The 12,912-nt window shown below is 62.7% G+C and carries 12 protein-coding genes and 1 pseudogene; 6 read left to right on the top strand and 7 right to left on the bottom strand.

The window, feature by feature from the left end; translation table 11 throughout:
* Positions 1 to 400 precede the first annotated feature (400 nt).
* Both OMP40_RS07075 and fhuB read left to right on the top strand, forming a co-directional pair.
* Positions 401 to 1,447: an ABC transporter substrate-binding protein gene (locus OMP40_RS07075; protein WP_277530292.1), complete on the top strand. Its 1,047-nt coding sequence runs from the start codon at positions 401 to 403 to the stop codon at positions 1,445 to 1,447.
* The gene (fhuB, locus tag OMP40_RS07070; protein ID WP_420871907.1) at positions 1,444 to 3,549 is read left to right on the top strand and encodes a Fe(3+)-hydroxamate ABC transporter permease FhuB; all 2,106 of its coding nucleotides are present in this window, start codon (positions 1,444 to 1,446) and stop codon (positions 3,547 to 3,549) included. The genes OMP40_RS07075 and fhuB overlap by 4 nt, the downstream gene beginning before the upstream one ends.
* Before the next feature lie 61 nt (positions 3,550 to 3,610).
* Here fhuB and OMP40_RS07065 read toward each other — a convergent pair whose 3' ends face one another.
* Positions 3,611 to 5,095 (bottom strand): MDR family MFS transporter, encoded by a 1,485-nt coding sequence (locus tag OMP40_RS07065; protein ID WP_277530291.1) that lies wholly within the window; start codon positions 5,093 to 5,095, stop codon positions 3,611 to 3,613.
* 183 nt (positions 5,096 to 5,278) lie between these two features.
* Here OMP40_RS07065 and OMP40_RS07060 point away from each other — a divergent pair, with 183 nt between their 5' ends.
* Complete coding sequence (locus OMP40_RS07060) at positions 5,279 to 5,572, top strand: PadR family transcriptional regulator (RefSeq protein ID WP_277533025.1); 294 nt, start codon at positions 5,279 to 5,281, stop codon at positions 5,570 to 5,572.
* A complete protein-coding gene (locus OMP40_RS07055; protein ID WP_277530289.1) occupies positions 5,511 to 5,765 on the top strand; it encodes a hypothetical protein in 255 nt (84 codons plus the stop codon). Before OMP40_RS07060 ends, OMP40_RS07055 begins: the two co-directional genes overlap by 62 nt.
* Before the next feature lie 22 nt (positions 5,766 to 5,787).
* On the opposite strand, the gene OMP40_RS07050 is transcribed toward OMP40_RS07055, so the two are convergent.
* Both OMP40_RS07050 and OMP40_RS07045 read right to left on the bottom strand, forming a co-directional pair.
* Positions 5,788 to 6,870, bottom strand: a complete 1,083-nt coding sequence (locus OMP40_RS07050) for a hypothetical protein (RefSeq protein ID WP_277530287.1) — start codon at positions 6,868 to 6,870, stop codon at positions 5,788 to 5,790.
* Between the two features lie 11 nt (positions 6,871 to 6,881).
* Complete coding sequence (locus tag OMP40_RS07045; protein ID WP_277530285.1) at positions 6,882 to 8,654, bottom strand: glycerophosphodiester phosphodiesterase; 1,773 nt, start codon at positions 8,652 to 8,654, stop codon at positions 6,882 to 6,884.
* 164 nt (positions 8,655 to 8,818) lie between these two features.
* Between OMP40_RS07045 and OMP40_RS07040 the strand changes: the two genes are divergently transcribed.
* Both OMP40_RS07040 and OMP40_RS07035 read left to right on the top strand, forming a co-directional pair.
* Entirely contained in the window at positions 8,819 to 9,136 is a 318-nt protein-coding gene (locus tag OMP40_RS07040) for a hypothetical protein (protein WP_420871906.1), read from the top strand.
* A 141-nt stretch (positions 9,137 to 9,277) separates the two neighbouring features.
* A complete protein-coding gene (locus OMP40_RS07035) occupies positions 9,278 to 9,472 on the top strand; it encodes a transporter (RefSeq protein ID WP_277530281.1) in 195 nt (64 codons plus the stop codon).
* 54 nt (positions 9,473 to 9,526) lie between these two features.
* Here OMP40_RS07035 and OMP40_RS07030 read toward each other — a convergent pair whose 3' ends face one another.
* From OMP40_RS07030 to OMP40_RS07015, 4 genes and pseudogenes are all read right to left on the bottom strand, one after another.
* Positions 9,527 to 10,150, bottom strand: coding sequence for a hypothetical protein (locus OMP40_RS07030; RefSeq protein WP_277530279.1), 624 nt, complete (start codon positions 10,148 to 10,150; stop codon positions 9,527 to 9,529).
* A gap of 10 nt (positions 10,151 to 10,160) precedes the next feature.
* Positions 10,161 to 10,796 (bottom strand): hypothetical protein, encoded by a 636-nt coding sequence (locus OMP40_RS07025; protein WP_277530277.1) that lies wholly within the window; start codon positions 10,794 to 10,796, stop codon positions 10,161 to 10,163.
* Positions 10,783 to 11,214 (bottom strand): sigma-70 family RNA polymerase sigma factor, encoded by a 432-nt coding sequence (locus tag OMP40_RS07020; protein ID WP_277530275.1) that lies wholly within the window; start codon positions 11,212 to 11,214, stop codon positions 10,783 to 10,785. Before OMP40_RS07020 ends, OMP40_RS07025 begins: the two co-directional genes overlap by 14 nt.
* Before the next feature lie 647 nt (positions 11,215 to 11,861).
* Positions 11,862 to 12,678: pseudogene (locus OMP40_RS07015) on the bottom strand (TerC family protein).
* Between the last annotated feature and the right edge of the window lie 234 nt (positions 12,679 to 12,912).

Here is a 12,912-nt window from a genome sequence, read left to right as displayed (position 1 = left end):
AAACTTTTTACCTCTACAGCACCATTTCAACCGGTCCGCGAGCCTGTAGAGTAACTTTTTGCCTTTACAGCACCATTCCGAACGGTCCGCGAGCCTGCAGAGTAACTTTTTGCCTTTACAGCACCATTCCGAGCCCTACGTACTCTCCCTACGTACTCCCCCCTACGTACTCTCCCTTCACTCACTACCGTTCACGCCCACTCCCGTTCAAGCCCTAGCTCGTTTTCACACGCCGGTTCCACGCTCGCTGCCTCATCCTTCGAATGGCATTTCACCTCCTATGCACAAATAGAAACTGAAATCGGCTTGACATGAGTTGATGATAACGATTATCATTATCGAAGAAATCTCAAGCCTGCGAGCACTTATGTTATCCAATTAGAGATTAGGGGGAAATCGTTTGTCTTTTCTGCGCAAGTCTCCGTTATTCGCCATGCTGTCCGTTCTAATACTGCTCGTCGCCGCATGCGGCAACGGCAACAATAATAACGGCGCCGCGTCTTCGTCCGCGCCGGCCGCCTCCGAAGCTGCCGGTTCGCCTTCCGCATCCGCCGCCTCGTCCGCGGAAGCAAGCGGCACGCGCAACGTCAAGCACGCGCTCGGCGAGCTGCCGATCACGGGCGTGCCCAAGAAGATCGTCGTCCTCGAATGGACGTACGCCGAAGAGCTGCTGACGCTCGGCGTCCAGCCGGCCGGCGTCGCGGACATTGAGAACATGAAGAAGTGGATCTCCACGCCGACGGAGCTGTCCGCGGACGTGCAGGACGTAGGCACCCGCCAGGAGCCGAACCTCGAGACGATCGCGGCGCTCGAGCCCGATCTGATCATCGGCGTCAAGTTCCGCCACGAGGCTACATACGACCAACTGAACGGCATCGCGCCGACGCTGCTGTTCGATCCGTATCCGCCGGAAGGCCAAGGCGACCAGTATCAAGAAATGCTGGATACGTTCCACACGATCGCGGACGTCCTCGGCAAGCAGGACGAAGCCGAAGCGGTGCTCGCGGATTTGCAGAAGACGTACGATGACGGCAAGGCGAAGCTCGCGGCGGCCGGCAAAGAAGGCAGTTCGATCGTGCTGACGATGCCGTGGGTCGACCAGAACGCGGTCACGTTCCGCATCTCGACCGACAACGCGCTCGCCATCAAGAACCTGGAGCACCTCGGACTGAAGAACGCCTTCAAGCCCGCCCAGTTCGAAGTCTACGGCTACTCCACCACGGGCGTAGAAGCGCTGCAGTCGGTACAGGACGCCGACTACCTGCACATTACGGCGGAGGACGACGTGCTGCCGATGCTGGAGAAAAACCCCGTGTGGACCGGCCTCAACTTCGTCAAGGATAAACGCGTCTATGCGCTGGGCGGCGACACCTGGCCTTACGGCGGACCGTATGCCGCCAAGCTGATGGCCGAGCGCGCCGTCAACGCGCTGACAGCCGCCCAATGATCAAGGCGTCGGTCCGGGAGCCCGCTCCCTCGCCTGCGCGCATGAAGCCGGCCCTTCCCGCCCGAGGCGCGAGGGGCTGGCTTCCGTTCGCGATGCTGGCCGGCGGCCTGCTCCTGCTCGCCGTCCTGGCGTTCGCCAGCCTGACGCAGGGCTTGTCGCACATCACGGTCGCGACGGCGTTCGACGCCCTGATCGCACCCAAGGATACGCCGGATCACCGCGTCATTCACGGCGTTCGGCTGCCCCGCACCGCGATGGCGGTGCTCTCCGGCGCCGCGCTCGCCGTAGCCGGCGCGCTCATGCAGTCCGTCACGCGCAACCCGCTCGCCTCGGAGACGACGCTCGGCATCAATGCCGGCGCCTTCCTCGTCGTCGCTGTCGGCACGGTCTTCTGGCCGGGCTTGCTCCATCAATATGCGTTTTTGTTCGCAGTCGCGGGAGGCGCGGGAGCCGCGCTGCTCGTGTTCGGCATGGGCGGCGGCCGCAAGGGCACGCCGATCCGGATCGCGCTGTCCGGCATGATCGTCACGCTCGTGCTGTCCTCCGTCACGAGCGCCCTGCTGCTGCTGTTCGAGCAGAGCACCCAGGGGCTGTTCCTGTGGGGCTCGGGCTCGCTGAACCAGAATGACTGGAGCGGCGTCCGCTTCGCATGGCCCTGGGTCGCAGGCGGGCTGGCGGCCGTGCTGCTCGCCGTGCGCCACCTCGACTTGCTGTCGTTCGGCGAGGAAACCGCGCAGTCGCTCGGCCACCGCGTCGCGGGCACGCGCATGTTCGCCATGGGCGCCGGCATCGTGCTCGCCTGCGTCAGCGTCAGCATCGTCGGCCCGATCGGCTTCATCGGGCTGCTGGCGCCGCATATCGTCAAGCTGAGCGGCATGACCCGGCACGCCTGGCTGTTGCCGCTTAGCGCGATTTGGGGCGCGGTCATTCTCCTCGGCGCCGACACGATCGCGCGCGGCTTTACGACCAGCGCGGTCGGCGAGCTGCCGGCCGGCGCGGTGACTGCCTTCATCGGCGCGCCCTGGATCGTCTGGCTGGCGCTGCGCGTCTCCAAGCACGCAGCCTCTTCATCCGGCGCGGAGAGCCGGGCATCCATGCAGATCTCCCTGCTCGCCAAACGCATGCCGTATCCGCTGCTGGTCCTCTTGTTCGCCGCGCTGCTGATCCTCGTCAGCCTGGCCGCGCTCATGAGCGGCACCTTGCATCTATCCGCGGAACAAGTACTATCGACCTTGCTTGGTCACGGTAAAGCGCTGCATGAAAAGGTGCTGATCGACCTGCGGCTGCCGCGACTGCTGACGGCTGCAAGCGTCGGCGTCGCGCTGGCCGCAAGCGGCAGCCTGATGCAGAGCGCCGTTCGCAATCCGCTCGCGGACCCGCAGATCGTGGGCGTGTCGAGCGGCGCGGGCGTGGGCGCGATGCTGCTGCTGATCGCCTTTCCCGCGCTCCCGGCCGGCTGGGTGCCGGTCGGCGCTTTCGCGGGCGGCCTGGCCGCCGCCGCGATCGTCTACGCCGCGGCGTGGCGGCGCGGTCTTAGCCCGACTGTGCTCACGCTGGTCGGCATCGCGGTCGCGGCCTCCGGCAGCGCGCTGATCAACATCCTCGTCGTCTACGCCAAGCTGACGCTCGCGCCGGCGCTCGCCTGGCTCGCAGGCAGCACGTACGCCCGCAGCTGGACGGAGCTCGGCCAGACGCTGCCGTTCATTCTGGCGCTGCTGCCGCTCGCTTGGTGGCTGGGGCGGCGCGTCGACCTGCTCTCGTTCCACGACGAGAGCGCGACCGGGCTTGGCCTGCCCGTGCGCCGGACGCGGCTGCTCGTCGCATTGCTCGCCGTGCTGCTCGCGTCGGTCGCGGTCGCAGCCGTCGGCGCCGTCGGCTTCATCGGCCTGCTGGCGCCGCACGCAGCGCGCATGTTGGCGGGCTCCAACCACCGGCGGACGCTCTTGCTGTCCTCTCTCATCGGCGCGGTGCTGCTCGTCGGCGCCGACTGGATCGGCCGCATCGTCCTGTCGCCCAGGGAGATCCCTTCGGGCATCGTGGTCGCGCTCATCGGCGCGCCCTACCTGGTGTTCCTGATGTTCAGGTCGCGGGCGGGCAAATGACAAAAAAACGATGGCTTGGCGAAATATTCGCCTTGGCCATCGTTTTTTTCGCTTATTTTAATTACCCTTCCGCCGTCGCGGCCTCCGCCTTCACCGTCTCCGAAGCGAGCACGGCGTGCGGCTTCTTGAGCTTGGCGACGAACAGACTGAGCGGCAGGGCCGCGAGCGCGACGAACGTCGCGATGAGATACACGTCGTTGACGCTCATCGTGAACGCCATCATCTCGATATGCTCGCGGTTCTGGTCGCCCGCCATCGCCAGGCTGGTGCCGTGGTCGATCGAGCGGGAGGCGAGCAGCGTCGTGAAGATCGCGATCGCGAAGGAGCCGAAGACGTTCCGAGTCCAGTTCGAGATCGAGGAAGCGTGGCCCGAATTTTCCCGCGAGATCTCGTCCATCGCCGCGTTGCTCGACGGCATGACGACGAACGCGATGCCCAGGTTGCGCACGATCATCCACCAGATGACGTACGTATGCGACACGTCGATGCTGAGCCAGCTCAGGGCGAGCGTGCCGACGGTCAGCAGAATGATGCCGATGGACATCAGGACGCGCGGCCCGACGACGTTGTACAGCTTACCGACGATCGGCATCATGAGCGCCATCGCGAGCGAAGCCGGGAGCAGGATCAGGCCCGTGTCCATCGCGGATACGTGCTGGATGCGCTGGAGGAAGACCGGCGTCAGCAAGGTACCGGAGTAAAGGCTGATCGTGATGATGTTCGCGATGATCGTATTCAGCGTAAACCGGCCGTTTTTGAAAACGCGCAGGTTGAGCAGCGGCGCTTCGGCCGTCAGTTCCCGCCAGATGAACAGGCCCAGCACGGCCAGCCCGCCCAGCAGCAGCGAGAGGACTTTCCACGAACCCCAGCCCCAGTTGTGGCCTTGGCCGAGCGCCAGCAGCAGCGCCGTGCTGCTGACGACGACGGTGATGAAGCCGAGGCCGTCGAACGACTTGGGCACGCTGAGCCGATAGTACGGAATGTACAAGTATACGAGCAAAATGGCGATCAGGCCGATCGGGAGATTCATGATGAACAGCCATTGCCAATCGAAGTTCTGCAGCAGCCACCCGCTGATCGTCGGCCCGAACGCCGGCGCCAGCATCGCGGACAAGCCCCAGAAGGCGATGGCCATCGGTTGTTTGCCGCGCGGGATGATTTGATAGATAATGGACATGGTAGCCGGGATGATCAGGCCGCTGAATGCGCCTTGCAGCACCCGGAACAGGATCAGCGAAGCCTCGCTCCATGCCATCGCGCACAGCCCGGAGGCCGCGGTGAAGCCGATAAGGGAGAATAGGTACAACCTTTTGTAGCTGAACCGCTCGCCCAGGTAGCCGACGATCGGCGCTGTCGTGCCCATGGCGAGCATGAAGCCCGTGAGGGTCCATTGGACCGAGCTAAGCGTCGTGTGGAAGTGCTCCTTGAGCGGCTCAAGCGCGAGATTGATCGTCGCCGAGGCCAGGACGCACAGGAAGGACCCGATAAAAATAGACATCATGACCGGCCAAAAGCGAACCTCCGGCGTCTTTTTTTCCGTATTCATAATAGCTTTCTCCATCTCCCAGCTCTATATGTCTATATTTACATATATAAAACGCACTTATCTTACTACGCATCCTCGCTTGTGTCAAAGCAATTTTTCCGATAAAGGAGCAACGACGTGAACACCCTCTCTTACGGTCTGCTCAGCCTGCTCGCGCAATCTTCCTTTTCCGGCTACGATCTCATGCTTCGCATCCAGCCGTTCTGGCCCGCCAAGCACAGCCAGATCTATCCGCTGCTCGCCAAGCTGGAGCAGGAGGACTATATCAGCGTCGAGCTGGTCCCGCAGCGCGACAAGCCCGACAAAAAAAGTATATTCCCTGACCGGCAAGGGCAGGGATGCGCTCAAGGACTGGTTCGATCAGCCGACGGCCGAGCCCGCGCTGCGCGACGAGATGATGCTGAAGGTGTTCTGCATGTCTTACGCCAAACCGGCATCCGCCCGCAAAATGCTCGCCGACCGGCTCGCTTTCCATGAAGCGCAGCGGCAGAAATACGACAACAAGCTGGTTGAACTGAAGGAAAGGGCCGACTGGCCCGCGTCCGGCTTGCCCGAGCCCTTGCACCCGTTGTTCGGCGCCTACCTGCTGACGCGCAAGGCGATCATGTCGAACGAAACCAACACGGAGTGGTGCAAGTGGGTGCTCAGCCTGTTGCCGGCGGAGAACTGAACGTTCTCTGGCCCGATGTTGCCTAAGTGCTGCCCGTCGACAGCACTTCCGCCGCTCGGACGCGCAAGACTGCCGAAGTGCTTCCCTTCGACAGCACTTCCACCGCTCGGACGCGCAAGACTGCCGAAGTGCTTCCCGTCGGCAGCACTTCCGCCGCTCGGACGCGCGCGACTGCCAAAGTGCTTCCCTTCGGCAGCACTTCCGCCGCTCGGACGCGCACGACTGCCGAAGTGCTTCCCGTCGGCAGCACTGCCACCGCTCGGACGCGCAAGACTGCCGAAGTGCTCCCCGTCGACAGCACTTCCACCGCTCGGACGCGCGCAACTGCCAGAGTGCTTCCCGTCGGCAGCACTTCCACCGCTCGGACGCGCGCGACTGCCAAAGTGCTGCCCGTCGGCAGCACTTCCACCGCTCGGACGCGCGCAACTGCCAGAGTGCTTCCCGTCGGCAGCACTTCCACCGCTCGGACGCGCACGACTGCCGAAGTGCTTCCCGTCGGCAGCACTGCCACCGCTCGGACGCGCAAGACTGCCGAAGTGCTCCCCGTCGACAGCACTTCCGCCGCTCGGACGCGCGCAACTACCAGAGTGCTTCCCGTCGGCAGCACTGCCACCGCTCGGACGCGCGCGACTGCCAAAGTGCTGCCCGTCGACAGCACCTCCACCGCTCGGACGCGCGCGACTGCACGAGTGCTTCCCGTCGGCAGCACCTCCACCGCTCGGACGCGCGCGACTGCCGAAGTGCTTCCCTTCGGCAGCACTTCCACCGCTCGGACGCGCGCAACTGCCGAAGTGCTTCCCTTCGACAGCACTTCCACCGCTCGGACGCGCAAAACTGCCGAAGTGCTTCCCTTCGGCAGCACTGCCACTGCTCGGACGCGCAAGACTGCCGAAGTGCTTCCCTTCGACAGCACTTCCACCGCTCGGACGCGCAAGACTGCCGAAGTGCTTCCCTTCGACAGCACTTCCACCGCTCGGACGCGCGCAACTGCCGAAGTGCTTCCCGTCGGCAGCACTTCCGCCGCTCGGACGCGCGCGACTGCCGAAGTGCTTCCCGTCGGCAGCACTTTCTCCGCCTTCCGGCTTAGCCGCCCGATTCGGCTCAATTTCCGGCCCCCTACAAGTCCACCTCGACCATCGACTGCGCCATCGTCGGATTGTCGGTGATGATGCCGTCGACCTGGAACTTCAACACTTCCTTCAAGTCCCGCCTGTCGTTCACCGTCCACACCCACACCTCGCGGCCGCCGGCATGCGCCTGCTTCACGAGCTGCTTGGTCAGCATGATCTGCTCGATCGTGTAGAAGTCGACATCCAGCGCCGACAGGTTGCCTAGCGCGAAGTAAAGAATCTGCCCGATCTTGATGTCGGGATCGAGCGCCCGGATATGCCGCAGCGCGTTCCCGTCGAACGACTGCACGTAAACATCCTTCTCCATGCCGGTGTCCCGGATCAGCCGGACGACCTCCTCCGCCAGCGCGTCGCCGTTGCCGTAGGGCTTCAGGTCGACGATCAGCTTGATGCGCCCCTGCGCTTCGGACAGCACTTCGCCGAGCGTCGGGATCCGTACCGTTTCTCCGTTCTCGTCCTCTCCGATGTCCAGCCCGCCGAGCTGCGCGTAGGTGAGGTCGGCTATGCGCGCGTTTTTCCCCGTCATCCGCAGCAGATTGCCATCATGGAACAGCACCGCCACCCCGTCCTTGGTCAACTGGACGTCCAGCTCGACCGCCGTCATGTCCTTGTCGATCGCCGACAGGATCGACGGCAGCGAGTTCTCGGGACCGCCGGCCGCGTCTCCCCGGTGCGCCGCGATCGTCACGCTCCACTTGGCGTAGACGAGACCGCCCGTCGCCCGCAGGCCGATGAAAATCGACAGGCTCATATAGACGACCGCCATAGACCCCATCAGCAGGCGCCTTCTTTGAATTCCTTTCACATAACGCCCGATTCGGCCCTCCAGCCGCCCGAGCCGGCTGCGGTATATCGTCAGGCGATCCTGCGGCTTGACGCCCAAGGAACGGTTGAAGTTGTAGAACAGCCGCGTCAGCAGGATGATGTTGACCGGCAAGAGCAGCAACGCGAACATATACGTCAGAATGGTCGACAGCGTCAGCGAATAATGACGGGAAAAGATCGTCAGTACGTTGATGTCCAGCCAGGAGGGCAGGTAGGACAGCGACGAGATCGCCGACGATCCGGCCGCGAAGACGGTCGCGTTGAACAGGAACAGCGACAGAAAGAGCTGCGGGCGCCTGCCCCGCGTGAGCGCCTGGCTGCTGCGGATCGCCTGGGTCGTCGTCTTGCCCTCCAGCACGATGAAGTGCAGCGCGAATATCCACCGCAGCAGCGCGTACAACGCGACGACGATCAGCAGCGCGTATACGAACGTCATCGTGAACGACGCATCCAGCACTTCGCGGTTCAGGAAGACCGGGACGTTGAACAGCGCGTAAAAGGAGGCCGACAGCGGCGAGTCGATGAACGGAATCAGGATCAGCAGCAGGAACAACAGTTGAAAGATACCGAAGCCGAGCAGCCGCGGCGCCTGCCGGATCGTCGTCTTCACCGCGTCCGAGATTGCGATATTTTTGCCGAAATAATGCTGTTGTACGAGGATGATCAACACGATTAATTCGATCAGCACGGCGAGGGACGCCACCAGCCCGATCAGCGCGAGACCGAGCACGCCGTTGTAGCTCAGCCCGAGCCGGTAGACATCCCCGTTGAGCAGGGAGCCCGAGCCGACGACCGTCAGAATCCGGTTGAACATGAACGTGATGACCGGCACGACGATGACGCTCGTGGCCAGCATGTACAAATATTCGAAAAGCAGAAGCTTCGGATAAGTGGCGCGAAAATCGCGGAAGGCTCTGCCGAGCAGTCTGAACATAACGATCCATCCCAGTTCTAAGTGAAGTATGAAGGCTTGCGCAGCCCGGGTCTTCTAATCATACCATCCTCGTAAAGGGGGCCGGCGCGATCTTTGCCGCCGCGGAACGCCGGACTAGGCATGCGCATACTTTATCCTATGTTCAAAACGACGGAGGTATCGCCATGAGCTTGCCTTACACCACCACCGGCGGCGCGACGGCGCCGCTCTATCAATGCGCGTCCCATGTCCATGACACGCTGAAGTCCGTGAAGGACCACATGCACGGGCTCTGCGCCCAGCACGCCGGCAAGCTGGCCCGGGTAGAGACGCTCGAAGGCGACGTGTTCGAAGGACACCTCATGCACTGCGACCGAGGCATCCTGTACATGAACATCCCGGATACCCGCGCCTTCTTCCCCGGCCCGCCGGTACCGTTCGGAGGCCCCGGCTTCGTGCTGCCGCTCGTACTCTTCAACCTGCTGACCATCTCGCTGCTTTGAGTGCGGCCGCCGACCTGATAACTGACGAGGAGTGAGAAAAAATGGCTTTCATGCCCCCCCTTCGGACCGCAAGGCACCCAACAGGCGCCTACCGCGCCGCCGCCGCAGTCCCCGCCGCCGAGACCGCTCACCGCATCGGCCTTGGCCGTCGACCCCGGCGCCATCCGCGGCTGCCTGTACCGCAACACCTACATCTGGCTCAACAACGGCCAGGGCTTCTGGTTCTATCCGACCTTCGTCGGCCGCACCTCGGTATCCGGCTTCAGATGGAACGGCTTTTTCTGGATGTTCTCCGGCGTCAGCCTGGATCGGATCGAATCGTTCACTTGCTTCTGAAGCTTATGCGCGCAAAAGAGCGGGCGCCGGAATCCGGCGCCCGTTTGACGTTCGTTATGGTTGAATTTCGCTCCCGCTCCACGTGAACGCCCAGGGACCGCGAAGGACCGCGGTCGGCCTCGTGAACGTCACGGTGACCGACTTGGCATCAGGGTCGACCTCGAACTCCATGTACTCGACCGCGCCGGTGCGCTCGTTCAGCTTGGCCATCGAGCTCCTGTCGACATCAAGGTTATACAGCATGCGGTCCGGCCGCTCCTCTGCGTGAAGGTCCGTATAAATCCGCAGACTGCACGGCTTCACGCGTTCCGTCTTCGTGATCGTGACCGGGTAACCCGCGATCTCGAACGTCTTGTTTAGCCCCTCGGTCGTAACGGTCGGCAGCTTCACGGTCACCTCGTCGCGATAAGTGACGCTGATCTCCGGGATGCTCATCGTATAAGCGGCGCCCGTCCGATCGTTCAGCGGAAAATACAGCTCGCTCTGCGGAGCCCCCATGCCTCGCACGAACGATAGCGCGAGAGGCGTCCCCGACTCGTCCTTCACGCGCAGTTGTTCGTCCGAGCCGTGGCGTATGGGCGCCTCCATCCCGTAGTTGTCGATACGGAAGCCTGTCTGCGGCGGCGATATCAGCGAGATTCTCGCCCGACCGTCGACACGGTCCGCGATCGCCGTCACGGATAAGCCGTTAACCGTCGCGGTCTTGCCCAGCTCCGCGTAGCTGTCCGCGGCATCCGCCTGCTCGAGGCGCGCCTCGACTTCCCTCGCGGGCTGCAGCGGCAGACGCAGCTTGATCGCGCCGGATAGATCGAGCTTGCCTTTGTGCCAGAAGGAAGCGGTCCAATCGTTGGGCGTCCATGCCCCCCATATTGCTCGTTATGTCGAATACTTCGCCCCGCTCGTTCACCAGTTCCAGACTTTCCACGCGCGGCGCCTGCTCCCCCGCCATCGCGACATAAGTCATCTCTTCGTCGGAATGGATGCCGGTAATCGTAATTTTGCCCTCGCCAACGCTCAGCACGATCGGCTTTTTCAACACATACCGCTCCGACGGCGAATCCTCTTCCGACACGATCCCCGTGCCTGGCGAGAACTGAAATGTCTTGCGCAGCGCCGCCCACACCCGGTCGTGATTCGCGATGCCCGCCGACAGGACGAGCAGCGCAAGCAGGGCGGCGGCGATCGCCAGCGCGCGCCTGCCCCGGCGTCCCGCCGGCAGTTCCCGCTCCAGCGCTGCCGCAGCGATCCCCGCGCGGCTCCGCTCGCGAAGCTCGTCCGGAAGGGGAATCGCCTCCATCAGCCTTTTCAAATCATCGGTAGGCATCCCGCCCCTCCTCTCCCGCTTGCTGCTTCAGCTTCGACAGCGCGCGATACAGTATCGTCTTCGCAGTACCAAGCGGCAGCTCCAGCAGCTCGGCCACTTCGCGGATCGTCAAGTCATAGTAATATCTAAGCACGACGACCTGCTTCTCCGTCGCATCCAACGCTTCAAGCAAAGCTTGCAGCGAGATCGCCAGCGGAATATCGGTCTCGTCCTCCGCGAGCAGCTCTCCCTCGTACGCCGGGCTCCACGGCGAGACCTGTTTTCGCCTCCGATAGATGTCCGTGGCGCAGCGAATCGCGATTTTCATCAGCCACGTTTTAAAAAACCGCGGCTCCTTTAGTCGGCCGATCGCTTTGTAGGAGCGATAGGCCGTCTCTTGCACAGCGTCCAGCGCGTCCTCGGCATTGCCCAGATACACGAACGCCGCGCGGTACAGATCCCCCTCATACTGCCCGAACAGCTCCGCATAGGCTTCGCTGTCGCCTTTTTTGCGCTCGTCTGAGTAACTCCAGAATGTCCATCCCCCCCGCTTCGCCGTTACGCCAGTCTATATTCATTAGACGTGCGGGCGGCGGATTTGGCTTTGATCCTCCCCACGCCGCTCTCCTGCTCCCGCTCTGCGCCTTGCCCTTGCACCGCTTCCTTCTGCAAATAGCTGTTCGATTGCATTTATTTGGAGACGAATTCTCGCCGGTAAAAAAGATAAGTGTCCAAAAGCAATTAATTTACCAAAATCAGCCGATATTCGTCCCTTTGTTGCGAATTAATTGCCTTTTAACACCTATTTGGCCCACAAATGTACGAATCGAGGCAAATAAATGCTTTTCAACACTTATTGCTTCGCAGCATCTTACTTACATCGCATCTCCACGCCCGTTGCCGTCCCCCACCCCGAGCAAAGCAAAAGTCGGACGCCCCCCGCGCCCGACTTCTAAAAGCTCCCCCGTATATCCGGCGCCCAGCGGCCGGTCCGGCAAGCGCTTCGCTTTGCACCTGCTTCAACCGGTGGCCCACCGCCGCTACTCCGGTTTCGCGACCGACGCCGCCCGGCGCGTCTCCGCGCTCTTACTCCGGCCTCGCCACCGCTCCGCGCGCCTCGCCGCCCTCGCCCTCGCCCATACCCGTGCCCTTTCCCCCGGACAGCAGCCAGCCGCCCACGGCGATCAGGATGAGCACGGCGTAGAACGTCAGCTTCCAGCCCGTCGACTCCGCGAAGTCGTGCGGGATGACGTGCAGCGACGGATGCGCCAGCGTATGCACCGCGAGCTTGACGCCGACCCAGCCGACGATGACGAAGGCGGCGATCTCGAGCGACGGCCGGCTCTCCAGCAGCTTCACGAACAGGTTGGCGGCGAAGCGCATGATCAGGAGGCCGATGAACCCGCCGAGGAAAATGACGGCGAAGTGTCCGCCGTCCATGCCGCCGATGCGCGGCAGGGTCGTCTCCGGCAACGCGACTGCGAGCGCCACGGCCGCAAGGATCGAGTCGATCGCGAAGGCGATGTCGGCGACCTCCACCTTGATGACGGTCGGCCAGAAGCTCGCCTTCGGCTTGGTGCCCGCATGCGGCTCCGCATCGCGCTCACCCTTTTTTGACGATCGCTTTTCTGAAAATATGGTTGAGTGCGATAAACAGCAAATACAGCGCCCCGATCGCCTGCACCTGCCAGACGTCCACCAGAAACGAAATGGCGAACAGCGAGGCGAAGCGGAAAACGAAGGCCCCCGCGAGGCCGTAAAACAAAGCTTTCTTCCGTTCCTTCTCCGGCAGATGCTTGACCATGATCGCCAGCACGAGCGCGTTGTCGGCGGCGAGCAGCCCCTCGAGCGCGACCAGCACGAGCAGCACCCAGCCGTACTCCATCAGCAATGCGAAGTCCATGATTGATCCTCCTCTTATCGAAGTTAATCGGACCGCCGTCCTGCCGCCCGTGTCTTCCCTCGAACAAAACAAAAGAGACCTCTGCCTTGTTCAAGGGCAAAGGTCTCGCTAACAATGCCATGGTCGGCAATGCCAATAAAGCCGGAGAGCGGGCTCTCGTATTGACGACTTTATTGTGGCAGCTACTCCCCTTCGGAGTCGATATGCGGTAAAAGATTGCGGCGAAGCGCGATC

The organism is Cohnella rhizosphaerae (assembly GCF_029525575.1).
GTDB lineage: Bacteria > Bacillota > Bacilli > Paenibacillales > Paenibacillaceae > Cohnella > Cohnella rhizosphaerae.
This window is presented reverse-complemented; position numbering and strand designations above follow the sequence as displayed.

Bases quoted from the DNA above. Each gene is read 5' to 3' on its own strand.
- OMP40_RS07065 (WP_277530291.1), bottom strand. From the start codon at position 5,095: ATGAATACGGAAAAAAAGACGCCGGAGGTTCGCTTTTGGCCGGTCATG.
- fhuB (WP_420871907.1), top strand. From the start codon at position 1,444: ATGATCAAGGCGTCGGTCCGGGAGCCCGCTCCCTCGCCTGCGCGCATG.
- OMP40_RS07040 (WP_420871906.1), top strand. From the start codon at position 8,819: ATGAGCTTGCCTTACACCACCACCGGCGGCGCGACGGCGCCGCTCTAT.
- OMP40_RS07055 (WP_277530289.1), top strand. From the start codon at position 5,511: ATGTCTTACGCCAAACCGGCATCCGCCCGCAAAATGCTCGCCGACCGG.
- OMP40_RS07025 (WP_277530277.1), bottom strand. From the start codon at position 10,796: ATGCCTACCGATGATTTGAAAAGGCTGATGGAGGCGATTCCCCTTCCG.
- OMP40_RS07045 (WP_277530285.1), bottom strand. From the start codon at position 8,654: ATGTTCAGACTGCTCGGCAGAGCCTTCCGCGATTTTCGCGCCACTTAT.
- OMP40_RS07060 (WP_277533025.1), top strand. From the start codon at position 5,279: ATGCTTCGCATCCAGCCGTTCTGGCCCGCCAAGCACAGCCAGATCTAT.